Annotated in this window: 16 protein-coding genes; 8 read left to right on the top strand and 8 right to left on the bottom strand. The window is 72.2% G+C overall.

Going from position 1 to position 24,912, the window contains the following annotated elements; translation table 11 throughout:
* Nucleotides 1–99 precede the first annotated feature (99 nt).
* Both ACWGQ1_RS14110 and ACWGQ1_RS14105 read right to left on the bottom strand, forming a co-directional pair.
* On the bottom strand, nt 100–3,021 hold the full coding sequence (locus tag ACWGQ1_RS14110) for a UPF0182 family membrane protein (RefSeq protein ID WP_136029959.1): 2,922 nt from the start codon (nt 3,019–3,021) through the stop codon (nt 100–102).
* An 81-nt stretch (nt 3,022–3,102) separates the two neighbouring features.
* Nucleotides 3,103–4,194 (bottom strand): YlbL family protein, encoded by a 1,092-nt coding sequence (locus ACWGQ1_RS14105; RefSeq protein WP_136035596.1) that lies wholly within the window; start codon nt 4,192–4,194, stop codon nt 3,103–3,105.
* 118 nt (nt 4,195–4,312) lie between these two features.
* Between ACWGQ1_RS14105 and ACWGQ1_RS14100 the strand changes: the two genes are divergently transcribed.
* Nucleotides 4,313–5,746, top strand: coding sequence for a zinc-dependent metalloprotease (locus tag ACWGQ1_RS14100; RefSeq protein ID WP_136029963.1), 1,434 nt, complete (start codon nt 4,313–4,315; stop codon nt 5,744–5,746).
* 822 nt (nt 5,747–6,568) lie between these two features.
* On the opposite strand, the gene ACWGQ1_RS14095 is transcribed toward ACWGQ1_RS14100, so the two are convergent.
* Nucleotides 6,569–8,290 carry an ATP-dependent helicase gene (locus tag ACWGQ1_RS14095; RefSeq protein ID WP_247981475.1) on the bottom strand — a complete coding sequence of 574 codons (1,722 nt, stop codon included), beginning with the start codon at nt 8,288–8,290 and terminating at the stop codon, nt 6,569–6,571.
* Nucleotides 8,287–9,168 (bottom strand): NAD(+) diphosphatase, encoded by an 882-nt coding sequence (gene nudC, locus ACWGQ1_RS14090; RefSeq protein WP_452313162.1) that lies wholly within the window; start codon nt 9,166–9,168, stop codon nt 8,287–8,289. The genes ACWGQ1_RS14095 and nudC overlap by 4 nt, the downstream gene beginning before the upstream one ends.
* A gap of 64 nt (nt 9,169–9,232) precedes the next feature.
* Here nudC and ACWGQ1_RS14085 point away from each other — a divergent pair, with 64 nt between their 5' ends.
* Complete coding sequence (locus ACWGQ1_RS14085; RefSeq protein WP_452313161.1) at nt 9,233–10,612, top strand: hypothetical protein; 1,380 nt, start codon at nt 9,233–9,235, stop codon at nt 10,610–10,612.
* Here ACWGQ1_RS14085 and ACWGQ1_RS14080 read toward each other — a convergent pair.
* Nucleotides 10,558–14,082 (bottom strand): UvrD-helicase domain-containing protein, encoded by a 3,525-nt coding sequence (locus tag ACWGQ1_RS14080; protein WP_452313160.1) that lies wholly within the window; start codon nt 14,080–14,082, stop codon nt 10,558–10,560. The two genes, ACWGQ1_RS14085 and ACWGQ1_RS14080, sit on opposite strands and share 55 nt — an antisense overlap.
* Nucleotides 14,046–17,258: a PD-(D/E)XK nuclease family protein gene (locus tag ACWGQ1_RS14075; protein WP_452313159.1), complete on the bottom strand. Its 3,213-nt coding sequence runs from the start codon at nt 17,256–17,258 to the stop codon at nt 14,046–14,048. The genes ACWGQ1_RS14080 and ACWGQ1_RS14075 overlap by 37 nt, the downstream gene beginning before the upstream one ends.
* 151 nt (nt 17,259–17,409) lie before the next feature.
* Between ACWGQ1_RS14075 and ACWGQ1_RS14070 the strand changes: the two genes are divergently transcribed.
* Both ACWGQ1_RS14070 and ACWGQ1_RS14065 read left to right on the top strand, forming a co-directional pair.
* The gene (locus ACWGQ1_RS14070) at nt 17,410–17,634 is read left to right on the top strand and encodes a DUF3107 domain-containing protein (protein ID WP_136029971.1); all 225 of its coding nucleotides are present in this window, start codon (nt 17,410–17,412) and stop codon (nt 17,632–17,634) included.
* Between the two features lie 6 nt (nt 17,635–17,640).
* Complete coding sequence (locus tag ACWGQ1_RS14065; protein ID WP_136029973.1) at nt 17,641–17,928, top strand: hypothetical protein; 288 nt, start codon at nt 17,641–17,643, stop codon at nt 17,926–17,928.
* Between the two features lie 18 nt (nt 17,929–17,946).
* On the opposite strand, the gene ACWGQ1_RS14060 is transcribed toward ACWGQ1_RS14065, so the two are convergent.
* Nucleotides 17,947–18,660, bottom strand: a complete 714-nt coding sequence (locus tag ACWGQ1_RS14060; protein ID WP_136029975.1) for a ferritin-like fold-containing protein — start codon at nt 18,658–18,660, stop codon at nt 17,947–17,949.
* A 195-nt stretch (nt 18,661–18,855) separates the two neighbouring features.
* Between ACWGQ1_RS14060 and ACWGQ1_RS14055 the strand changes: the two genes are divergently transcribed.
* Nucleotides 18,856–20,379 carry a DEAD/DEAH box helicase gene (locus ACWGQ1_RS14055; RefSeq protein ID WP_452313158.1) on the top strand — a complete coding sequence of 508 codons (1,524 nt, stop codon included), beginning with the start codon at nt 18,856–18,858 and terminating at the stop codon, nt 20,377–20,379.
* Nucleotides 20,380–20,484: 105 nt separating this feature from the next.
* Here the strand turns inward: ACWGQ1_RS14055 and ACWGQ1_RS14050 are convergent, their stop codons facing one another.
* Nucleotides 20,485–21,357 carry a PHP domain-containing protein gene (locus ACWGQ1_RS14050; RefSeq protein ID WP_452313157.1) on the bottom strand — a complete coding sequence of 291 codons (873 nt, stop codon included), beginning with the start codon at nt 21,355–21,357 and terminating at the stop codon, nt 20,485–20,487.
* Between the two features lie 98 nt (nt 21,358–21,455).
* Here ACWGQ1_RS14050 and ACWGQ1_RS14045 point away from each other — a divergent pair, with 98 nt between their 5' ends.
* Genes ACWGQ1_RS14045 through ACWGQ1_RS14035 form a run of 3 tightly spaced genes read left to right on the top strand, consistent with a single transcriptional unit; the run spans nt 21,456 to nt 24,846 of the window.
* Nucleotides 21,456–22,478 carry an endonuclease/exonuclease/phosphatase family protein gene (locus tag ACWGQ1_RS14045; protein ID WP_136029982.1) on the top strand — a complete coding sequence of 341 codons (1,023 nt, stop codon included), beginning with the start codon at nt 21,456–21,458 and terminating at the stop codon, nt 22,476–22,478.
* A 36-nt stretch (nt 22,479–22,514) separates the two neighbouring features.
* Complete coding sequence (locus ACWGQ1_RS14040; RefSeq protein ID WP_136029985.1) at nt 22,515–23,936, top strand: aminopeptidase P family protein; 1,422 nt, start codon at nt 22,515–22,517, stop codon at nt 23,934–23,936.
* 7 nt (nt 23,937–23,943) lie between these two features.
* Nucleotides 23,944–24,846 (top strand): phosphotransferase, encoded by a 903-nt coding sequence (locus ACWGQ1_RS14035; RefSeq protein ID WP_452313156.1) that lies wholly within the window; start codon nt 23,944–23,946, stop codon nt 24,844–24,846.
* The last annotated feature ends 66 nt before the right edge of the window (nt 24,847–24,912 follow it).

Genomic DNA, 24,912 nt, shown 5'->3' with positions numbered 1-24,912 from the left:
TTTCCCTGCGCGCGCTGGCCCCGCCCGCCCTCTGTCCGTCCGGCGGATACGCGAATGGGCGCCCCCGCAGGGACGCCCATTCGTCTCAGCCTCGCAGGATCACTGCCCCGCGGCGCCCTCCAGCTCCAGGAGCTTCTCGACGGCCGCCGTGAGGCGCTTGTCGGCCTCACCGAACTTCTCGAGGTCACCCTCGGCCAGCGCGGCCTGCCGGTCGAGCAGGGCCTGCTGCGCGGCAGCCAGCGCGTCGGCCTGGGCGTCCGTCGGCGCGGTCGGCTCGGTCGGGGTCTCCCCCGTGTCCGGATCCGTCGTGCCCGGATCGGTGCCCGGATCCGTCGGCTCGACCTCGTCATCACCGCCGGTCGCACCGGAGTCACCGCCGAACAGCGTGTCGAGCGCCTCGGTGAGCGTGTTCTCGAACGCGACCCGGTCGCCGAACGCGACCAGCACCTTCTGCAGACGCGGCAGCTGCGTGCCCTCCGACGACTGCACGTACACCGGCTGCACGTAGAGCAGACCGCCGCCGACGGGCAGCGTGAGCAGGTTGCCGTAGATCACCTCGGACTCCCCCTGCTGGAGGAGGTTCAGCTGGGGCACCACGGCGGTGTCCGAGTTGTAGGTGTTCTGCACCTGACCGGGGCCGGGCACCGTGGTGTCGGTGTCGATCTCGAGCATGCGCAACTGCCCGTACCCGTCGGCCTTCACGCCCTTCTCCGACCCGGCGTCCGAGTCCACCGCGAGGTAGCCCATCAGCACGTCTCGGCTGCCTCCCGCGCCCTGCGACGCCGGGATGAAGGTCGAGAACATCGAGAACCGGGGCTGGTCCTGACCGGGCATCTGCATCGTCAGGTAGTACGGCGGCTGCAGCATCGCCTCGCTGCGCGGGTCGTTCGGCGTCTGCCAGCGGTTGTCCTGCTGCGCGAACGAGCCGGCCTTGTCGACGTGGTAAATGCCGAGGATGTCGCGCTGCACCTTGAACAGGTCGGTCGGGTAGCGCACGTGGCTCATGAGCTCGCCCGACATGTCGCTGATCGGCTTGAGCGTCGACGGGTACACCTTCTGCCACGTCTGCAGCACCGGGTCCTCCTCGTCCCACGCGTAGAGCGTGACCGAGCCGTCGTAGGCGTCGACGGTGGCCTTGACCGAGTTGCGGATGTAGTTGATGTCGTCGATCGCGAGCGAGGGCGAGGTGACGTTCGAGTCGGCGATCGCGTCGGACAGGCTCACGCTCGTCGAGTAGGGGTACGTGGAGCTGGTGGTGTAGCCATCCACGATCCAGACGATGCGACCGTCCACGACGCTCGGGTACGGGTCGCTGTCGAGCTCGAGGTACGGGGCGACCTTCTGCACGCGCGTCTTCGGGTCGCGGTCGTACAGGATCTGCGACTCGTCGTTCACCAGGTTCGAGAACAGGATCTGCTCCGACTGGAACTTCAGCGCGTAGAGCAGCTTCGTGAACGTGTCGCCGATCTTCGGACCGCCGTCGCCGTCGAAGGTCGTCTTCGTCTCGCTCGAGCCGTCCTTGCCGCGCGGGTAGTCGATCTCCGCCGGCTCGGAGCCCTCCGGGGCGCCGACGATGGAGTACTCCGGGGAGTTCTCGCCGAAGTAGACGCGCGGCTCGAAGTTCTCGCGGTCGGTCAGGAAGCCCGAGCTCGGGATGCCGCGCTCGAGGAACACCGGCTCACCGTCGCTCGTGCGCTGGTTGCCCGCCGCGGCCACGAGGCCGTAGCCGTGGGTGTAGACCGCGACGCGGTTGTTCCAGTTGTCGCCGTCACCGAGGCCCGACATATCGAGGTCGCGCACCGAGACCACCGTGTCCTGCATGACGCCGTCGATCTCATAGCGGTCGACGTCCATCGTGGTCTGGAACTGGTAGTAGCCGCGGTACTGCTCGAGCTGACGCACGGTCGGCGGGATGACCTTCGGGTCCATGATGCGGATCGACGCCGTGGTCTCGGCGTCGGCCCGCAGCTGGCCGGCCGCCGCGTCGGTCTCGGCCTCGAAGGCGGTGGTCTCGAGGTTCGCGACCCCGTAGGCCTCCTTCGTGCCGTCGATGTTCCGCTGGTAGTACTCCGCCTGGTACGCGTTCTGGTTCGGCTTCACCTGGAAGGTGGTGACCACCCAGGGGTAGCCGACGCCCACGACCAGCGAGGCCACGATGAGCAGCGCCGTCGCGGCGAGCGGGAACCGCCAGCGCCCGATGACGGCCGTGACGAAGAAGAGGATCGCGACCACGGCGGCGATGATCGCGAGGATCGCCAGGCCGGGGATCGTCGCGTTCACACCGGTGTACGCGGCACCCGTGATGCGGTCGTCCGGCGTGACGAGGGTCTTGAAGCGGTCGAGCCAGAGGCTCGCGGCCTGCACCAGGAGATAGAGACCGGCGATCACGGCGAGCTGGATGCGCGCCGGCTTGGAGATGCGCAGCTCGCCCTGGCCGATGCGCACGGAGCCGTACAGGTACGACACGAGCGCGGTGACCAGCAAGCACAGCAGCAGCACGGCCGACACGAACGCGAGCAGGATCGAGTAGAACGGCATCGCGAACATGTAGAAGCCCGTGTCGACGCCGAACTGCGGGTCGACCGTGTCGGTGGCGACACCGTTCGCCCAGAGCCACACCGTCTTCCAGTTGCCCGCCGCCGCGAAGCCCGCGAACAGTCCGAAGAAGATGGGCATGCCCCACATGGCCAGGCGGCGCAGCGGCTCGATGACCTCCTGATAGCGGTCGAGCTGCGAGCTCAGACGCACGTAGACCGGGCGCAGACGGTAGGCCAGCTGGATGACGACGAACAGCGGGACCGCCATGCCGAGGAAGCCGACGACGAACATCACCGCCGTCGCGATCCACTGCGTGGTCAGCACGCCGGTGAACCCGACCTGGTCGAACCAGAGGAATTCGGTGTAGAGCGAAGCGAAGACGAAGAACGCCGCGATCAGCGCGGCGATGATCACCAGCGAGATGCCGAGGATTCGTCGAGAGGTTCGTGGCGTGGCCGGGTTCGGGGCTGAGGTCGAGGTCACCCCTCCATCCTAGGCACGGGCGGCTGTGCGCAGGCTGTCACGCCGGTCACGGCGACGTCACGGCGCGGAAGGCCACCCGGCTCAGGTGGCCGGGATCTCGCACGTCGGGAGTCCGCTCGTGTCCCCGCCGTCCGCGATGACGTCCAACGCCGCCAGCGACTCCTCCAGCGTCGCCGTCCGGATCACCTGCAGGCCATCGGGCACGTGCCCGACCACCTCGTCGCAGTTCGACGCCGGCGCCAGGAAGTAGTCGGCACCCGCGTCGCGCGCACCGTAGAGCTTCTGCCGGATGCCGCCGATGGGGCCGACGTCGCCCTCCGCGTCGATCGTGCCCGTTCCCGCGACGTCCTTGCCGCCGTTGAGCTCGCCGGGCGTGAGCGTGTCGATGATGCCCAGCGCAAACATCATGCCGGCACTCGGGCCGCCCACGTTGTCGAGCTGGATGGTCACGTCGATCTCGAAGTCGTAGTCGGTGCGCAGGGTGATGCCGACCAGCCAGGTCGTGGTCCCGCCCTCCTCGTGCTTCTCGGGCGTCACCTCCACCACCTGCTCCGCGCCATCGCGCTGCACGGTGAGGGCGACGGGGTCGCCACCCGCATCCTGGATCGCCTCGCGCAACCGGGTCGCCGAGGTGACGGGCGTGCCGTCGACCGCGGTGATCACATCGTCGGGTTCCAGCAGTCCGTCGGCCGGCGAGTCCTCGACCGCGTCCACGACGACCACCTGCGCGCCGGTGTCGTAGCCGAGCTCGTTGAGCGCTGCAGCCGTGGCCTCATGCTGCGAGTCGACCATGAGCGTCGCGTTGCGCTCGTCGCGCTGCTCCGTGGTCACCCCCTCCGGGAACACGGAGTCGAGCGGGACGACCGCCCGCGAGGAGTCGAGCCAGGCCAGCGCGAGCTCGAACCAGCTGGGCGTGCGCTCGCGGTTGCCGACCACCTGCACCGTCGTGAGGTCGAGCGTGCCACCCGTCTCGTACGTCTCCGCACCCTCCACGCTGATCAGCGGCACCTGCTCGCCGTCGGCGTTCTTGGCGGTGCCGAGGGTGTCGTACACGGGACCGGGACGCTGGATCACGTACGGCGACGGCAGGAAGGTGAGCACCGCCAGGGCGGCGAGCGCGACGATCAGCGCCCAGACACCGAGTCCGAGCTTTCCTGCGCGCGGTCGTTCCACAGCATTCCTCCGTCGTTCGCGAGCGGCGTACAGCGATCTGCCCGCACCGGGGTCACGCACTGAAACCTGTGACTAGCGTAGATGCCACGGCTACAGACGTGCTGAGAGGGCGAGCGACATGGCAGACAACGACCCGAACCCGGAGGACTTCCAGGAGTTCCTGCGCCGGATGCTCTCGAATCAGGGCGGCGGCGACATCGACCCGGAAGCGCTGCGGGACGCCTTCCAGGGCATGGACGGGTTCACGCTCGACCCCGCGATGATGCAGACGATCATGGCGCAGCTCCAGGGTGCGTTCGGCGGCGACCCGTGGGAGAACGCCCTGCGGCAGGCGCTGCACATCGCCAACCGCGAGGGCCAGGGCATCTCCGACGGCTCGCGCACCTCGATCGCGGACTCCTTCGCGCTCGCCACCCTCTGGCTCGGCGAGGCGACCACGATCTCCGAGCTCGCCGAGGCGCCCACCGCCATGACCCGCGGCGAGTGGGTCGAGAAGACGTTGCCGGTGTGGAAGGAAATCGCCGGCCCCGTGTCGACCAGCATCGCCGACGCGCTGACCTCGGCCCTGGACACGCAGGTGCCGGAGGAGATGCGCGGCGTGGTGCAGGGCGCGGGGCGGCTGATGCGCGGACTCGGCGGCTCGGTGTTCGCCGCGCAGTTCGGTCAGGTGCTGGGCAACCTGTCGCTCGAGGTCGTCTCGGGCGGTGACGTGGGGATCCCGGTGCTCCCCGCCGGCACCGCGGCCGTGATCCCGCAGAACCTGACCGCGTTCGGCGAGGGCCTGGAGATCCCGGAGGACCAGATCGCGCTGTACCTCGCGACGAGGGAGCTGGCGTACGCCCGGCTGTACCGGCACGCCAAGTGGCTGCACCTGCACGTGATGGCGCAGATCACCGACTTCGCCCGCGGCGTGACGGTGGACGTCGACGCCCTGGAGGACGTGGCGAGCCGGCTCGACCCCTCCGACCCGGAGGAGCTGCGCGCCGCGATCGAGGGCGGCGCGCTGCTGCCCACCCAGACCGAGGCCCAGCGCGAGGCGCTCGCGCGGCTGGAGAACCTCATCGCGACGATCGACGGATGGGTCGACGTGGTCACCGCGCAGGCGACCTCCCGGCTGCCGGACGGCGCGCGGATCGCGGAGGCCGCGCGACGTCGCCGCGCGGTCGGCGGCCCGGCGGAGGACGCCCTCGGCGCCCTGGTCGGGCTGAAGCTCCGCCCCCGGCGGATGAGGGAGGCCTCGGCGATGTGGCAGGCCGTGACCGACGCGGTCGGCGTGGCCGCGCGCGACTCCCTGTGGGACTACCCCGACCTCATGCCGAGCGCCGAGGACATCGACGACCCCACGGCTCTCATCGCGCGGCTCCAGGCCGCCGAGCGCGGCGAGCAGCCCGTGGCCGACGAGTTCGATGAGGCGCTCGCCCGTCTGCTCGACGGCGACGACTTCTCCGGCGAGGAGGAGGGGCGCGACTCGACCTCCGCCGACGGCACGGAGGAGCGCGACGACCGCGATCAGGACGGCGATGCGGCACCGGAGGGCGACCGCCCGGTCTGAGCCCGCCCGCCGTGGCGCGACCGTCGCGGCACTCCTCCTCCCCGAGCGCGGGCACCCGCCCGAGTTGTCCACCGATGCGCACGCGTGCTCTCCGCGCACGGACGGTCCGCACGAGAATCGGACGGATGCCACTCACCCCGCCCACCCTCACCCGCCTCGACCCGGCGCGACCGCTGCTGTGGCGCGACGCCACCACGCTGCAACTCGGCGACGACGGGACCCTCCGCCTTCCCGCGGAGCAGTCCTGGGTGGAGCCGCTCCTCAGCCGTATGCGCCGCGGATTCCGGCGCAGCGCGTTCGACGTGATCGCCCATGCGGCGGGCGCCCCCTGGGACGACGCCCGACGGCTGCTCGCCCTCGTCGACCCCGCACTCACCGACGACCCGTCCCCCCTCCGGGCCGTCTGGACGAGCAGCCTCGGTCTCACGGATCCGCGGGCCGAAGGACGACTGCGGGAGGCCCTGGCCGACGAAGGCGTTCCGGCGGGCGCTCCGGATCAGGCGGATGCCGTCGCGGTCGTGCTGGTACCGGGAGCGGCAGCGGCCGTGCAGTTCGCCGTGCACCTGCGCGAGGACCGCCCGCACCTGCCCCTGGCCTTCGAGCCCGGACGCGTGACCGTGGGACCGCTGGTGATTCCTGGCGAGACGCCCTGTCTCAGCTGCCGCGACATCGAGGACACCGAGCGCGACCCCGCGTGGCCCCTCGTGCACAGTCAGCTGATCGGGCGCGACCCCGGGCGCATCCCCGCGTCGCGAGTCGGCGAAGCCGCTCGACTCACGGCCGTCCTGCTCGCCTCGTCCGACCCCGCCCGGCTCGTGCGGGTCAGCGCCGACGGGCGGCGCGTGTGGCGTTCGGTGTCGTTTCGCGCAGAATGCCTGTGCCGCGAGCCGTCGTCCCCATCTCGGCCAGGAACCGCGACGGTGCCCGCTCCCCTCGACCTGCCGATCGCGACCAGGAGATCTCCAGCGTTCGCGCGGCCCGCGTGACGCCCACATACGCCAGCCGCCTCTCCTCGTCGATCGCCTCGAACGTCGTGGCGTAGGAGATCGGCAGCGCGCCCTCCGCCCAGCCCGCGAGGTACACGTGCGGCCACTCGAGGCCCTTCGCCGCATGCAGCGTGGACAGGGTCACGGTGCGCAGCGTCGGCTCGTGCTGGTCCTTCGCCCGCGCCATCAGCGCGTCACTGAACGACCGCAGCGTTTCGTCCGGTCCCGCCTCCTCCGCCAGGCGCAGGATCGCCCGGCGCGCCTCCCAGCCGTCGCGCTGCGCACCACCCGCGGCGGGCGGCTCCTGCGTCAGACCCAGCTCCTTCAGCACGCGGCGGACACCGGGCAGGAAGCCATGCTCGGTCGGGGCCACGGCCGCGGCCCGCAGTGCGAGGATCGCCTGCCGCACCTCCGGCATCGCGAAGAACCGGGTGCCGCCGAGCACCGAGGTGGCGATACCCTCCGCGGCGAGCGCCTGCTGCAGCACGGCCGACTGGGCGTGGGCGCGGTACAGCACCGCGATCTCGGCGGGCGAGGCTCCGGCCGCGATCCGGGCAGCGACACCGGCCGCGATGCCCGCCGCCTCGTCGGACTCCGAGTCGTACGCCGTGACGGTCGGGGCATCCGCAGTGAACTGCTCGCGGGCCGGGACGAGCTCGAGTGCGCCGGGTCGACCCCGCATCAACGCATTGGCCGCCGTCAGGATGGGCTCCTGCGACCGGTAGTTGGTCTCCAGTCGCACAACCGTGGCATCCGGGTGGCGGCGCTCGAACTCGAGCAGGAACCGCTGCTCGGCGCCCGCGAAGGAGTAGATCGTCTGGCTTGCGTCGCCCACCACGCAGATATCGCGGCGGTCGCCCAGCCACAGCTCGAGCAGTCGGTTCTGCAACGGGGAGACGTCCTGGAACTCGTCGACCGTGAAGTGGCGGTACTGCTCGTGCACCGAGGCCGCGACCCGCGGCTCCGCCTCGAGCATCCCGGCGCACGCGAGCAGCACATCCTCGAAGTCGAGCTGATGCCGCTCGTCCTTCAGCGCCTCGTAGCCGCGCATCAGCTCGACGAGCTGTCCCGCGTCGATCCCGCTGACGGGTCGGCCGAGCTCCGCGTACCGGTCGATCGACAGCATCGACACCTTGCGCCACTCGATCTCGGAGGCGATGTCGCGCAGGGTCGCCGTGCTCGGTCGCAGGCGCAGCGCGTCGGCCGCCTGCCCGAGCATGCGCACCTTGTTGTCGATGATCGACGGCGCGGGCGAGCCAGCCAGCGTGGGCCAGAAGAAGTTCAACTGCGCGAGCGCCGCCGCATGGAACGTGCGAGCAGCGACGCCCTCCACGCCCAGGGCACGAAGGCGTCCGCGCAGCTCGCCGGCCGCCTTCGCCGTGAACGTCACCGCCATCACGCGCGACGGCGAGTACGCGCCGGTGTCGACGCCGTGGGCGATGCGGTGCGTGATCACACGGGTCTTGCCCGTCCCGGCCCCCGCGAGCACGGCGACGGGGCCCCGCAGGACGGAGGCCGCTGCCCGCTGCCGCTCGTCCAGGGCGTCGAGTGCGCTCACGCGCGCTCCTCGTACCACTGCACGATCAGGGCGCGCGCGATCGACGCGGGGCCGGGGAGACCGACCGGCCCCTCCCCCGCGAGCGCGGAACCGATCTCGTCGCGCGTGAACCAGCGCACGTCGATGATCTCCTCGCCGTCCGCGCGGGCGGCCGCCTCGTCCTCGACGACGGCCCGGAATCCGACCATGAGCGAGCGGGGGAACGGCCACGCCTGCGAGGAGACGTACCGCACGTCGGAGAGACGCACCCCCGACTCCTCCTCGATCTCCCGGTGCACCGTGGACTCGAGCGACTCGCCCGCCTCCGTGAAGCCCGCGAAGCACGAGTACATGCGGCCGCCCCAGTTGGCGTTTGCCCCGAGCAGCAGCCGTTCACCGTCGGCGCTCTCGACCGCGACGATCACCGCGGGATCCGTCCGGGGGAAGTGCTCGCGCCCGCACACCAGGCAGCGGCGCGACCAGCCGGCCTGACGCAGCTCGGTACCGCCGCCGCAGGTCGGGCAGAACGGCGCGTCGCGCAACCAGCCGGCGAGCGCGACGGCTCCCACCAGCACCTCCGACTCCCCGGCGTCGATGCGGCCCCCCAGGTCGCGCAGCCCGAGCCAGATCTCGTCCGGAGCGGCGTCGAGGGCGTCGGTCTCCGGCGGCGCGGCGGCCAGGAGCAGCACCGCGCCGTCGGCGTCGCGGCCGAGCAGCGCCCAGGTCGCCTCCCCCACGGCGTCGGGAGCGACGCGGACGAGGGCGGAGTCGAGCACGCGCACGCGGCCCTCGCGCACCACGATCACCCGTGACCGGGGATCGTCGCACAGACGGTCGATCACGCCGGGCTCCTCACGGAGCTCCGCTGCGCGGTCGAAGAACGGACGCGGAATGCTCATCGACTCCCCCTTTCACGGGCGTGGCGGAGGCGGGACCGCCCCTGAGCCGACCTACCCTGGGGGCATGGGACGCTCTCCATTCACTCTAGCCGCGGCGGTGACGGCCGCACTTCCCGGCGCTGAGGTCACGGGCACCCGAGCGCTCACCGCCGACGGCGACGGCCGCTTCGACTCCGCCGTCGCCTCTCTCGCCGACGGCAGGGAACTGGCGATCCGCGTGGCCGACGACGACGATGCGGCGCGCGAGCTCGCGGCCGAAGCCATCGCGTTGCGCGCGCTCACCGACGGCGCCCGCGCCATGCTGCCCTTCCGCGCCCCGGCGTACGTGGGCGAGACACGCCTGGGTGACGGACGCGCACTGGTGACCGAGCTGTTGCCCGGCTTCCAGATCGAGGCGCCGATGGTGCCCGCCGGCCGCGGTGCCGCCGAGTCGATGGGCGCCGCGATCGCCGCCGTGCACGGCATGCCCACCTCCGTCGTCCGCGGCGCGGGGCTCCCCACGCGCAGCGCCGACGAGAGCCGCGCCGAGCTCGAACGACTCGTCGACACCGCCGCCGCCACCGGCCGCGTCCCCGCGCGGCTCACCGTGCGCTGGCGCGACGCGATCGCGGACGACGAGCTGTGGCGCTTCGAGTCCACCGTCGTCCTCGGCGGGGTGCAGGCGACCTCCTTCCTGTTCGACGACGACCCGCACGAGGGCCCCCGGGTCACCGGGCTCGTGGGCTGGCACGGGCTCGCGGTGGGCGACCCCGCGGTCGACCTCTCCTGGCTGTCGGCCGCGCCGGATGCCGCCACCGATGTGCAGGCCGCCTATGCCCGCACCGTCGACCGTGGCCCCGACGCCGGGCTCGACGCCCGTGCCCGGCTGCTCGCCGAGCTCGAGTTCGCGCGCTGGCTCGTTCACGGCGACGCGCTGCACCGCCCCGACATCGTCGACGACGCCGCCGCACTTCTCACCGCTCTCGCGGAGGGCCTGAACGACCGCGGGATCGCGACCGCCGAGCGCCGCAGCGGCGTGGACTCCGCGATGGAGGCACTCGACCGGGTCCCGGTCGCCCGCGCGCCCGAGGTCGACACGTCCATGCAGACCGACGCCTACAACCCCGACGACCTGTGGGTCGCGGACGCCGAGGCGCGGGACGACGCGGAGCCCGGCTCCACTCCGGCAGAAGCGGACGCGCCCAGGCCGTGGAGTCGTGCGACGCGGAGCGACGCCGAGGCTCCGGCGGGCGACGCCCCGCGCTTCAGCGCGGTCGAGCTCGACACCGAGGACCTCTCCGGCGTGCGCTCCGGGTTCGCGGGAACGCACGGCTCGCGTGACGTCGACGCGGCGCCCACCGCGGGCGGCCACGACGGAGGCGCGGACGACGGGGACGACTCCGAAGAGGCTCAGCGGGCGGCGCGCGCGGCACTCCAGCGCTGGAAAAGCTCCTCCTCCGAATAGACCCGGTCCCCGCGGATGACGAGGTCGTCTGCGACGTAGTACAGCGCCACGTCGATCTCGTCGAGCGGCACCCCGAAGCGCCGGTGGTACGCGAGGCGGTACAGCGCGAGCTGCAGCATCCGCTCCTCCCGCTCCTCGGCCGTCCGGGGCGCGCGACCGGTCTTCCAGTCGACGATCTCGAGGCGGCCGCCACGGTCCGCGCGGCGGTACACGGCATCGAGTTTGCAGATCACGATGTGTCCGCGCTCGTCCTCGTACCCTTCCCCGCCCGCACCGAGCGCGAAGTCGATCTCGATCTCGACCGCCAGGGGCTGCAACGACCCCCACTCGCTCTGCTCGAACGTGCGCTGCAGCACCGCGAGCTCGGCGGCGTCGGCCACCGCGCCGGGGCCGGCGCCGTCGAACACGGCGTCGGCGAACGGCTCGTCCTCGTCCTGCTCCCACAGCGCCTCATCGACGCGGGAGCCGACCCCCACCAGTTCGGAGCGCTGCTCGACCCAGGCGTGGAACAGCGTGCCCAGGCGCGTCTGCCGATAGGGACGCTCCGGCATGGGGCGCACGATCGACGCGAGCGTTCCCGCGTAGTCGGTGACGTAGTCCTTGAAGCGCGACGCAGGGACACGGGTCGGAGCGTCCGCCGCAGTGCCCCGCTGGCGGGCCTCGCGTTCCGCCAGCAGTCGCTGCAGCTCGGGCGTGGGGGTCGCGGTGCCCGATCGCAGCTCCTCCTCGACCGCCGCCGCGGCAGGCATCACCACGGGTCGCCGTGCGCCGAGCGGGTCGAGCGGCCAGTGCAGGGTCGCACCCGGACCGTCGTACGGGTTCTCGTCGGGGTCCACGCCATCGATCGGCGCGAGGCCCCGCACCTCGATCGCCTCCAGCAGATACGGGCTCGGAGTGCGCGGCGCCTTCTGCCCCGCCCAGTGCGCCCCGGTCAGCAGCAGGTCGCTCCGGGCGCGGGTGATCGCGACATACGCCAGGCGCCGCTCCTCCTGGCGCTGGTACTCGCGGTAGGCGTCCTTGAAGCGCTTGAGTGCGCCGCCCTGAGGGTTCGCCTGGGTGGCGCCGCCCGACAGCGAGGCCTGCGCGAGCTTCTGCCGCTTGACCGGATCGGTCTCGACCCCCACCGCATCCTCCGGGTCCCACGTGAACCTCGGCAGCGCGTCACGATCGCCGCGCAGCTCGAACGGCACCACGCCGAACCCGAACCAGCCCGACGTGTCGGCGATGCGACCGGGCAGTTCGTCCACCACGAGTCGCACCACCGCCACCGCATCCCATTCGAGCCCCTTGGACCCGTGGATCGTGAGCAGCTGCACCACGCCCGGCTCCGGCGGCTCGGGGCGCGGCATCAGTTCGTCCGTGCTCTCCGCCTTGTCGAGCCACGCGAGGAGGCTGCCGATCGTGCCGCGGTCGTCGGCGGCGAGGAACGCACGGACCTCGTCGGCGAACGCCCGCAACTGCGTCGCCGCGATCCGCGCCGGTCCGCGGGTCTCGTTGGCGGCGAGCTCGATGTCGAGGCGGAGCTCCAACTCGATCAGACGGATCAGCTCGGGGATCGGTTGCGACGACGCGCGGCGCAACCGCTCCAGCATCTCCCCCGCGGCGCGGATCCGCGCCCGGCCCTCCGGGGTGATGGCCTCGAGCAGGCGGTAGTCGTCTCGCACCGCGCGCACCACGTCGACCGCGTCCACGATCGACACGGCCTCGTCCGCTCCGCGCGACGAACGCAGCCGCACCCGCACCTCGTCCGGGAGCGGGAGCATCGTCGTGTCGCGCTCGGCCAGCGTGCGGCCGAGGTCGTACAGCGCCGCCATGTCGGCGACTCCCACCCCGAAACGCGGTCCGGTCAGCAGCCGGATGAGGGCCGAACCGGCGGTGGGGTCGTGCACGACCCGCAGCGTGGAAACCACGTCGACCACCTCCGGCGTGGCGAGCAGGCCGCCCAGCCCGAGGATGCGGTGCGGCACCCCTCGGGCCGCCAGCGCCGCTGCGAACGTCTGCATGTGACGCTTCGAGCGGAACAGGATCGCGCCCGTGTGCGGGGATCCGGCCCGCGCCCCCTCCCCCGCGTCGTGTGCGGCGCGGCGCTGCACGAACCAGTCCGCCACCGCCGCCGCCTCCTCATCGACCGTGAGCGGGAAGCGCACCTCCACGCCGCCGTCGCCCGCCCCGGGACGCGCCTCCAGCGGCGGCACGTCCAGTCCGGGGCGCTGCAGCGGCTCCAGCACCCGGTTCGCGATGTCGAGGATGCCCCGGTCGTTGCGCCAGCTCGTCATCAGGCTGTACGTGCGCACCGCCCCCGCGCTCGCGAACGACCGGGAGAACGCGTAGAGGTTGTCGGCGCTGGCTCCACGCCAGCCGTAGATCGACTGATGCGGGTCGCCCACCGCCATGACGGCCGTATCGCGGAACAGCTCGGCGAGGAAGCGGGTCTGGATGACCGAGGTGTCCTGGTACTCGTCGAGGAGCACGACGCGGTGCTGCTCGCGCAGTTCGGCCCGCACATCAGGGGCCGACTCCACGATGTCGTAGGCGCCGCCGACCTGATCCGCGAAGTCCAGCACCCCCCGGCGCTGCTTCTCCGCGATGTACTCGCGCACCAGGGCGGTGAGCGTGGGCAGGCTCAGCAGGTTGATCGCCGCCTTCTCGACGTCCGCGTTGCTCCGGTACGGCTCGAACGCGCGCGCCTGCTCCACCGCGATGCGCTCGGCCAGCGCGAGGTCGACCCGGTGGTCCAGCGCGTCACCGGCCAAGCGCTGCACCGCGTCGATGACCGTGCCGAGCGCGTAGTCGATCTCCTCCAGCTGCGGCAGGTCGCTGCGGAGCACCACCTCCCGCGCCAGCATCCAGGACGCCGCCTGACTGAGCATGGCGACATCGGGATCACGGCCGATCCGGGCCGCATGCTCGCGCACGATCCCGTCCGCGAACGCGTTGTACGTCGACACGCGCGGTCGGATCATCAGGTCTTCCGCCGTCCGCGGCGCTGCCGGGTCCCAACCCGTGTCGAACCGACGGGCGAGGTCGTCGAGGACCGTGGCGCGCACCAGGTCGCGCTGCCGTCCCGACGCCGCCTCCGCCACCCGGTCGAGGGCGTCGCTGCGGACGATCGCGGGCAGGTGCGGCAGCAGTCCCCGTCGGCCGTACTCGTCGACGACCGCGAGACGCGCACCGATCCGCTCCGCCAGCTCGCCGGCGGCCTTGCGGGTGAAGGTCAGCCCGAGGATCTCGTCGCGCCGCACGCGACCCGTCGCCACGAGCCACACCACGCGCGCCGACATCGTCTCGGTCTTGCCGCTGCCCGCCCCGGCCACCACGAGCGCCGGCTCGAGCGGGGCCTCGATCACCTCCTGCTGGGCGGGAGTCGGCGTGGGCAGGCCGAGCGCCGCGGCGATGTCGGTCGCCGAGAGCACCACCTCGGGCGCCGCCACGGTCACGAGCTCACCGCCGGGACCGTGTGGATGCGGCACGGGTGCACGCGGCGCTGCGTGTCGGCGCAGTGCGACTCGACCTGGGCCGTGAACCCCGCGGCCGACATGCCCCGCGCCACCTCCGCCACGCGCTGCAGGAACTGCCGCCGCGCGTCGCCGTCGAGCGCGTGCTGATGGGCGATGCGGTAGTCGCTCTTCGCCAGGGTCTTGGAGACGATCACGAGTCGCGCGCCGCCGAGCGACCTCGGGGTCGCGCCCGGCACCAGCCCCTGTTGCACGGCGATCTGGTACGCCGCGAGCTGCACATGCTCCCGCACCGCACCGTCGGTCTCCGGGTCGGTCTTGCCCGTCTTGAGGTCGACGACCACGGTCGTGCCCTCGGCGTCGCCGGTCATGCGCTCCCATCCCCGTCCTCGCGCGTGCGGGTGGTCACCCGCACCGGTGGGATACGACTCCACCCGATCGATGTACCCGTGCACGATCGCCCGGTGTGCCCGCTCCTCGTCGACCGGATGCACGGTCGGCTCTTCCGCGCCCTCCCGGGCATCGACCGCGAACCGGAACTCGACCTCGCTGCCGAGCACCCGGCCTCCGTCGCGCGCGACATCGCCGAGATACGTGTGCAGCCGGTCGACGAAGAGGTCGGCACGACGACGCTCCTTGCGTCCGATCCACTCGGTCTCGAAGTCGAGTTCCGGCCAGTGCTCGGCGACGATCGCCCGCATGCGCTCGAGGTCGCCGTCGGGCACGCGCTCCATGGCCTCGTGCACGATCGTGCCGATTCCCGCCGTCGGGGGCATGACGGTGTCGCCGCCGAGGGCCGAGACCACCCAGTTCAGGCCGCACTCCTCGAACGACTCGACCGCCGACGGCGACACGCGGGCACCCGAGGTCGCGAGGTCGCGCAGCGGAGCCCGCGTGGATGCCGGCCGCACGCCGTACCACTCGGCGGGGTCGGCTCCCGGCACGCCCTCCCGCGCCAGCACCGCCAATTGCGCTGCGGCTTCGCGCCGCAGCGGCTCGGCCGTCACCGTGGTGAGCGTGCGCCGGTGGCGCGCGACCAGGCCCCGCAGGGTGAGCGGGTGCTCCGCGGACGCATGCCTTTCCTGGGGCTCCGGGGGCGGAAGGAAGCCGAAGAACGGGCTGGGGGTGAGGTCGTCGTCGTCGACCGCCGTGATCAGCAGTCGGCCGCGGGCGCGCGAGATCGCCCGCACGAACAGACGGAGCTCGTCGTGCAGGGCCGCCCGTCGGCGGTCGAGCACACCGGGCGGCTCGTCGGGCACACCGGTGCGGGCGGCGGCGAGCGCCCCGGGCAGCCGCCACGTCTGCAGGAGCCCGCCGCGCAGCCGTACGTTGGGCCAGACGCCGTCCTGCACCCCGGCGACGACGACCGCGTCGAATTCCGTGCCCAATGCGGTCGCGGGGGTGAGGAGGGTGACCGTGCCGGGACGCTCCGGCGTCGACAGTGTGTCCTCCGGGACCTCGCTGTCGAGGATGTCGCGCACGAACACTTCGGGCTTCTCGTTCGGCGTGCGCTCCACGAACCGCTTGGCCGCGTCGAACAGGGCCACCAGCGCGTCGAGCGAGCGCGCGGTCTCCGCCCCGGTCGGCAGCAGCGAGATCTCCCGCCACGCCACCGACAGCCAGCGACCGTCCACCGCCCTGGCCTGCTCCCACACGCGCCACAGCAGATCGTGGATGGTCTCGCCATCCGCGGCGGCCCTGGTGACCGCCTCGACCGTCTCCGCGAAGCGCTCCGCCGTGCGCGACTCGGGGGCGTCGATGAGGGTGAGGGTCGCGGGCTGCGACAGAGCCTGACGCAGCAGTTCGCGCGCGGGCGTCGATCCCCCGTCGGCGAGTTCGAGATGCCGCAGCCGCGCCCTGAGTCGTCGGAGGGCGATCGCATCCATGCCCCCGAACGGCGTCCGCAGTGCGTCCTCCCACGCCTGTACCGTCCGCTCCTCGTCGGGGGTCAGCGCAAGACGGACGATCCCGACGATGTCGCGCACGATCCCCTCGCTGCCGAGCGGTCGCTGCACCCCGGCGGCTCGCGTGGGGATCTCCCGCGCCGCCAGCTCGGTCTCCAGGGCGGTGACCTGACGGGTGTCGTGGGCGATCACCGCCATCCGATCCCACGGCACTCCGTCGCTCAGATGCCAGTCGCGCATCACCCCCGCGATGCGGTCGAACTCCTCGTAGGGCGACGGCGCGAGGAAGGTGGACACGACGGCGGCCTCGTCCTCCCCCGCGAGCGGCGCGGGCGCCCGCCGATGCTCCACGCGCCCCGACACCCCGATCGCCTGCGTCACGGTGCGGGTGAGCGCGGTGAGCGCGGCGTGCTGTCGGTGCGCCCCGTCGAGCACGTGCACGTCGCCGAGCGCCCCCGCCAGCTGCGAGAAGAGCTCGGGGCTCGCGCCACGGAACGCCCCGGACGAGATGTCGGGGTCGCCGAAGGCCAGCACCGCGACCCCGCGGTCGAGCAGGGCCCGGACGACCGCGATGCCCCCGCGCGTGAGCTCCTGCGCATCGTCGATCAGCACCGCGCGCACGGGCGCGAGCGGGCCGAGGGTGGCGGCATCGGCCGTGCGCAGGATCGCGCTCGCCTCGCTGAGCAGGTCGGCCGCGTCGCGGTGGGCCGACCGCAGGGCGTCGAGCACCGTGCGGTACTCCACCAGGAACTCCGCAGCGGCCGCCCACACCTCGTTGCCCGACGACCGCAGCTCCTCGGGGTGCACGCCCAGCTCGGTGCACTCGGCCAGGAACGCGCGCAGCTCCGACCGGAATCCTCTCGACGCCCGCACGGAGGCGCTGAGCGACTCGGGCCAGGCGATGCGGCCGTCCTCCGTGTCTCCCGCGAGCAGCTCCGCGATGATGCGGTCCTGGTCGGCGCCCGTCAGCAGCGCGGGCGGCTCGGCGCCCTCGCGCACCATCGCCCCGCGGACGAGCTGGAAGGCGAACGAACCGAGCGAGCGGGCGAGCGGGCCGGGGGTCGCCTGTCCCACGCGCACGCCGATGTGATCGCGCAGCGCCGTCGCGGCCTGTCGACTCGGGGTGAGCGCGAGCACCTCTTCCGGCCGCAGCCCCTCCTCGTCGATGAGCCGCACGATGCGGTCGACCAGCACCGTCGTCTTGCCGGTGCCCGGGGCACCGATGATGACGCCGGACGCGGTCGGCGGCGCCATGATCACGGCACGTTGAGCGGCATCCGAAGTCATGTCCTCCACGCTAACGGGAGCGGCCGACATGGGCGTCGCCCGCCCCGCGCGGGCGCGCTGTGCGCTGCTGGCGAAACCGGCGGCGACAGCCGATCCGGCCCCGGTGCCGCGCGATAGAGTTGCCGAGTCCGACGAACTTCAAGGAGCACGCGTGGAAATCCGCATCGGCATCATCAACACCGGCCGCGAGCTGAGCTTCGACACCGCCGCCTCGGCGGACGAGGTCCGCACCCAGGTCTCCGCGGCGCTGGAGCAGAGCGCGAGCCACCTGAGCTTCGCCGATGTGAAGGGCAACTCCTACATCGTGCCGACCGCGAACCTCGCCTTCATCGAGCTGGGCACCGAGGAGTCGCGCCGCGTCGGCTTCGTCGCCTGACCGCCGATGTACATCCTCCTCGCCCTGATCGCGGCATGCGCGCTCGGCATCGCCGTGCACTACGTCGTCGGCGGCCGTGAGCTCCGGGGCGTGGCCCTGGCTCCGGCCGTCGCCACCGCGACGGCGGCGCTCCTCTACACCGTGCTCCAGTGGGCGGGCGTCGGCGAGGACAGCCCGTGGCTCTGGCTCGCGAGCATCCTCGGCTCCGTGGTGGTCTCGGCCGCGGTCGCGGTCGGGGTCACCGCCCTGCGCCGGCGCTCGGACGCCGAGACGAAGGCCGCGCTCGGGATCTGACCCGGCGGGCCCGCCCGCTCAGGAGGCGAGGCCCATCGCGTCCATGCGTCGAGCATGCGCGCCCATGAGCTCGGTGTAGACCGGCTCGATGCGCTCCTCCTCGACGGCGAGCAGTTCGGGTCGCAGCGCGGCACGGCACACGAGGATCGTGTCGCCCACGAGGCGCCGCGCCCACATCGACAGCAGCGACCGCCACTCCTCGTCGCTCTCGATCGTCTCCTGGATGATCGCGACGATCTCGTGCCTGGCGTCGTCCTCGCGCAGGATCTCGGCGACGCGCCGCCCCGGCTCTCCGTAGCTGGACGCGAGGGCGAGATAGAAGTCGTCGAGCATGCCCGCGGTGATGTACACGGCGAGGAGCGTCTCCCGGGGGCGCGCGCCGATGGTCTTGCGGCGGAACGCGTCGAGGTGCTCGCGGAAGGGGAGCATCAGCTGCGTGGGGTCGTCTCCGCGCTCGGCGATCAGGTCGACGATGCCGCGGTGCTTGGTGAGGGCGGCACCCGCCGCGCGCGACAGGGCCTCTTTCTCGGACAGCTCGGGTGTCGCGCGGATGAGTCGCGTCAGCGTCTCGAAGTAGCCGAGCTGCAGGTAGGCGGCCTGACCGAGGAAGCGCGGAAGCTCGGGCGCCAGCTCGGCGAAATCGACCCGGGTCGCATCGCCCTGCTCGCCGCGACTGCGCAGTGCGAGGGCGCGCCGCGGCGCACGGTCGCGCTGCCAGAACCACTTAACCACGAGGCCGTCCTCCCGAGTCCACCACGTCGTTCACAATACTCGGGCCCGCGCTTCTTCCTGGCGGAGAGAGGGGCTCCGGTAGGCTGTCCCTGTCCCCGCCGTCGGAGCGGGGCCCCGCGCCTGTGGCACAAGAGACGGCGTGGCTCCGTTTACGTGGCGATCCCCGCGGGTCGCCGGACAGGCAATCTGAAAACAGTGACAACTTTCGCCGATCTCGGCATCGATCAGGACATCGTCGACGCACTGGCCGCGAAGGGCATCGTGGATGCCTTCCCGATCCAGGAGCAGACCATCCCCCTCGGCCTGCCTGGCCAGGACATCATCGGCCAGGCCAAGACCGGTACCGGGAAGACCTTCGGCTTCGGCATCCCCGTCGTGCAGCGGCTCGGGAAGGACCCGGAGCACGGCGTCAAGGCGCTGATCGTCGTCCCCACCCGCGAGCTCGCGGTGCAGGTGTACGAAGACATCGACCTGCTCACCAGCAACCGCTCGACCAGCGTCGTCGCCATCTACGGCGGCAAGGCCTACGAGGGTCAGATCGACCAGCTCAAGGCGGGCGCGCAGATCGTCGTCGGCACCCCCGGCCGTCTGATCGACCTGGCCGGTCAGCGCCTGCTCGACCTGTCGAACGCGACCGAGGTCGTGCTCGACGAGGCCGACAAGATGCTCGACCTGGGCTTCCTCGCCGACATCGAGAAGATCTTCCAGAAGGTCCCGGCCGTGCGCCACACCCAGCTGTTCTCGGCGACCATGCCCGGACCGATCGTGGCACTGGCCCGCCGGTTCATGACCAACCCGATCCACATCCGCGCGAACGACCCCGACGAGGGTCTCACGCAGGCCAACATCAAGCACCTCGTCTACCGCGCGCACTCGCTCGACAAGGACGAGGTCATTGCCCGCATCCTGCAGGCCGAGGGCCGCGGCAAGACCGTCATCTTCACCCGCACCAAGCGGGCCGCGCAGCGTCTCGTCGACGAACTCAGCGACCGCGGGTTCAACGTGGGCGGCGTGCACGGCGACATGGGTCAGGACCAGCGCGAGCGGTCGATGGCGGCGTTCAAGGCGGGCAAGAAGGACGTGCTGGTCGCGACCGACGTCGCCGCCCGCGGCATCGACGTGGACGACGTTACGCACGTGATCAACCACACGATCCCCGATGAGGAGAAGACATACCTCCACCGCGCGGGTCGCACGGGCCGGGCGGGCAAGACGGGTATCGCGGTCACGTTCGTCGACTGGGAGGACCTGCACAAGTGGGCCCTCATCAACCGGGCGCTGGAGTTCGGCCAGCCGGAGCCGATCGAGACGTACTCGTCGAGCCCGCACCTGTACACCGACCTCGACATCCCCGAGGGCACCAAGGGCCGTCTGGTCTCCGCGCCGAAGAAGGAGCCGGTCAAGACCGAGCGCACCCGTCGTCCGGAGCGCGCCGCCGACGCCGCGGCCGAGGGCACGGGCGAGGCGGGCACGCGTCGTCGTCGCCGCCGCCGCACGGGCTCGAGCCAGGTCGGTTCGACGTTCGCCGAGGGTGCCGCCGACGGCACCGCGTCCGAAGGCTCCTCCGCTGCGTCCGCTGACCGCAGCGCCGAGGGCGCCGGCACGCACGACGGTGCGGGCAAGGAGCACCACGACGGCAAGCCGGCTCCCGCCCGCCGCCGCCGCCGTCGTCGCGGGGGCTCCGGTGCCGCCGGCGCCGCGCCCGTCGCCGGCGCCTGAGCCGGCCGCATCATCGTCCGAGGGGCGCCGCACGGTCATCCGTGCGGCGCCCCTCGTCGTTCCTCACGGGTCCCGCCGCCACGGCCACTCGACGGCAGCGCGTCGTCAGGGGTAGCGCGGTGTGGAGCCCGACGCCCGCTCGATGAGGCGCTGCACCATGTCCTCGGCCGTCGTGTTCTCCCCCGGGCGGTTCGGCTTGCCGCTGCCGTGGTAGTCGCTCGACCCCGTGACGATGAGGTCGTGCCGTGCCGCGAGCTCGCGCAGCATCGTCTTGCCCTGCGCGGTGTTCTCGCGGTGGTCCACCTCGAAGCCGCCGAGCCCCGCGTCGATCAGCCGTTCGATGTACGCCACGGGCATCATGCGATCGCGGCCGGTCGTGACGGGATGGGCGATGACGGCCACCCCGCCCGCGGCGGTGATGAGCCGCACGGCGGTGAGCGGATCGGGGGCGTAGTGGGGTTCGTAGTAGCCCTCGCGCGGGTGCAGGATGCCGTCGAACGCTTCGGTGCGATCCCGCACGATGCCGCGCGCGACGAGGGCGTCGGCGATATGCGGTCGGCCGACCGTGGCGTCGAGCGTGGTCTGGGCGACGACGTCGTCCCACTGCAGGTCGTAGTCGCGACCGATGTTGCGCACGATGCGCTCGGCCCGTCCGATCCGGTCGTCGCGGATGCGGTTGGTCTCGGCGCGCAGCGCGGCGTCGTCCGGGTCGAAGAGGTAGCCCAGCACGTGCACGCTGCGCCACTCGTGCTTGGCGGAGAGCTCCATTCCGGGCAGGAACGTCATGCCGAGGACGACCGCCGCGTCGCCCGCCTCGGTCCAGCCGGTGGTGCGGTCGTGATCGGTCAGTGCGGCCGTGCGGACACCGTGCGCGTACACCTGCCGCATCACCTCGGCGGGCGACTCCGTGCCGTCGGAGTGGTTGGAGTGCAGGTGCAGGTCGGCGGGACCGGCAAACCTGTGTGACGCGGCGGGCATCCTCCGAGCGTAGCGAGCGCCGGGACCCGCGGATCCGCAGCCGCGCTGATCGGCGTCGCGGCAGGGCTTTCACAGGCGTCGCTTCTAGGCTGGAGGGGATGTTTCGTCTCCTGGGGATCCTGTTCACCGTGCTGTTCGCGATCGCGACGGCCATCGTGGTGTGGCCGCAGTTCTTCCGCCTCGAGCAGACCTACCCGTTCGCGCAGCTGGTCGCCGCCCGCGGCCTGGTGCTCGGCGCGCTCCTCGTCGTCGCGGTGCTGGCGCTCCTGCTGCTGCTGGCCCGGCCGCTCCGAGGGTTCGCGGCGTCGATCCTGATCGTGGCGCTGCTGGGTGCCGGGGCCACCGGCGTGATCGGCGCGACGCGCGGCTTCACCGGCGCCACCCTCCCCGCCGCGACCGACAGCAGCCTGCGGGTGCTGACCTGGAACACGGCGGGCGAGGCCGTTCCCGCGGAGGAGATCGCACGGCGGATCCTGGAGCAGGGTGCCGACGTCGTCGCTCTGCCGGAGACCACCGAGGCGGTCGGCGAGCGCATCGCGTTGATGCTGCGGGAGCAGGGGCACCCGATGTGGGTGCACCACGTGCAGTTCCGGCCCGACGTGCCGAACGGCCCGCAGTCGTGGCAGACGACCGTGCTGGTCGCTCCCGAGCTGGGCGAGTACTCCGTGATCGAGTCCGCCAGGGACGGCAGCAGCAACACCGGGTCCGTGCCGAGCGTCGTGCTGATGCCGGTGGACGGCGACGGGCCGACGATCGTGGCCGTGCACGCGGTCGCTCCGCGCATGGAGGAGATGCAGCAGTGGCAGAGCGACCTGCAGTGGATCGCCGACCAGTGCCCGGCGGGCGACTTCATCCTCGCGGGTGACTTCAACGCCACGGTCGACCACATGGCGTCGCTCGGCGTGGAGGGGGGCGACATGGGCTATTGCCGCGACGTCGCCTCTCGCACGGGCAACGGTCTGTCCGGCACGTGGCCCAGCTCCCTGCCCGCGCTGGCCGGGGCCCCCATCGACCACGTGATGGCCTCTCCGAACTGGCGCCCGACGGGGTCCGTCGTCCTGGACGACGCCGGTGGCAGCGATCACCGCGCGCTCGTGGTGCAGCTGGAACCGGCCGGCTGACCCTGCGCGTGCGCCCCGGGGTGAGAGACTGGAGCGATGAGCACCGGAGAACGCGACACGATCGCTGACGAGACCGTCGAAGCCCCCGTCGAGAACAGCTCGACCAATCGCAAGCAGCCCTTCCCGCAGGGCTTCCTCGACACCATCTCGACCGGATGGGCCGAGCGTCCGGAGACGGTTCCGGCTCCGCGCGCGCAGGCACCGTTCGCGGCGAAGCGCCGCGCCGCCGTCTCGGCCGCCTTCCCCGGGCAGCGCCTCGTGATCCCGGCGGGCTCTCTCAAGCAGCGCAGCAACGACACCGACTACGTGTTCCGCGCCCACTCGGCGTTCGCGCACCTCACGGGGTGGGCGTCGGACGCCGAACCCGACTCCGTCCTGGTGTTCGAGCCGACCGACGGCGGCCACGACGTCACCCTCTACTTCCGCGAGCGCGCGGACCGCACCACCACCGAGTTCTACGCCGACGCGACGATCGGCGAGTTCTGGATCGGCCCGCGCCCCTCGCTGGACGGCGTCGCCGCCGACCTGCAGATCGCCACGGCACACCTGCACGAGTTCCGCCCGAGCGAGGGAGAGCTCGTCCTCGACGAGGACGAGACCCTCAGCCGCGTCGTCTCCGAGCTGCGCCTCATCAAGGACGAGTTCGAGATCGCCGAGATGCGGCGTGCGGTGGAGATCACCGCGAACGGCTTCGACGACATCATCCGCGAGCTTCCCGCCGCGATCGCGCACGCCCGCGGCGAACGGGTGGTCGAGGGCGTGTTCCACCGCCGCGCGCGCGAGGACGGCAACGGCGAGGGCTACGACACGATCGCCGCGTCCGGCCCGCACGCCTGCTACCTGCACTGGACGCGCAACGACGGTGTGGTCGCTCCCGGAGACCTGATCCTGGTGGATGCGGGGGTGGAGGCGGACAGCCTGTACACGGCGGACATCACGCGCACCCTGCCGGTCTCGGGCACCTTCACCGACGTGCAGCGGCGCGTGTACGAGACGGTCCGTGAGGCGGCCGACGCCGCGTTCGCGGCAGCCCGGGTGGGCGTGCGGTTCCGCGACGTGCACGCCGCCGCGATGGCCGTGATCGCCGAGCGCACCGCCGAGTGGGGCCTGCTGCCGGTCACGGCGGAGGAGGCGCTGGACGCCGACGCCGGCGGTCAGCACCGCCGCTACATGGTGCACGGCACCTCGCACCACCTGGGTATCGACGTGCACGACTGCGCTCAGGCCCGCCGCGAGATGTACTACGACGGCATCCTCGCCCCCGGCATGGTCTTCACGATCGAGCCCGGTCTGTATTTCCAGATCGACGACCTCACGGTGCCCGCCGAGCTGCGCGGCATCGGGGTCCGGATCGAGGATGACATCCTGATGACGGAGGACGGCCCCGTGAACCTGTCGGCCGACATCCCGCGCACGGCCGACGAGGTCGAGGCGTGGATGGCCCGGCTCCGCGGCTGACCCGGCGATGCACGACGGTGAGCTGACGGTCGACGACACCCTCACCGACCGTCTGCTCGCCCGGGATGCACCCGACCTGCACGGTCGACCGCTGCGCAGGGTCCCCGCGGCGGGCACGGTCAACACCATCGTGCGGCTCGGCGACGACCTCGTGGCGCGCTTCCCGCTGTTGCCCACCACCGAGCAGCAGCTGCGGAGGGAGGCGGCCGCCCTGCACGAGTTCGCCGAGGCGACGCCGTTCGCCGCCCCGGTCCCCGTGCGCGTCGTGCCGCCGTCGACCGACTACCCGTCGGCGTGGTCGGTGCAGACGTGGGTGCCCGGACGACCGGCCGACCCGCTGGCCCACGCCGATGCCGCGGACCTCGCGCGTGACCTCGGGGCGCTGATCCGTGCGCTGCGCGCGGTCGACGTCGCAGGGCGCGGGTTCGACGGTCGGGGCCGCGGCGGAGTGCTGGCCGACCACGACGAGTGGGTCGCGGAGTGCCTCGCGCGCAGCGGGTCGCTCTTCGATGTCGCCGCGGCCACCGCCCTGTGGTCGGAGCTGCGGTCGCTGCCGTCCGCCGAGGACGTGGTCATGAGCCACCGCGACCTCACCCCGTTCAACCTGCTGATCGCCGAGGACGGCGGCACCCGCCTGGTCGGTGTGCTCGACGGGGGCGACTTCGGTCCGGCCGACCCCGCCCTCGACCTGGTGTGCGCGTGGCACCTGTTCGACGCGCCGGTGCGCGAGGTGCTGCGGGACGCGGTCGACGTGGGCACGACGACCTGGTTGCGCGGCGCGGCCTGGGCCTTCCAGCAGGCCGCGGGCCTCGGCTGGTACTACGAGCGCTCGAATCCGGCGATGAGCGCGCTCGGCCGCACCACGATGCGCCGGCTGCTCGCCGACGCGGACCTGCGCCGCCTGATCTAGCCGCTGCCTCCGGTCTGGCGGAGTGAGGGGTGGTGGGCCGCCGTTCTCCCCAGATCGGCGGCCCGT

The sequence above is a fragment of the Microbacterium sp. NPDC055599 genome (genome assembly GCF_053618975.1).
Note: the sequence above shows the minus strand (reverse complement) of the source record. Positions and strands in the feature narration are given on the sequence as shown.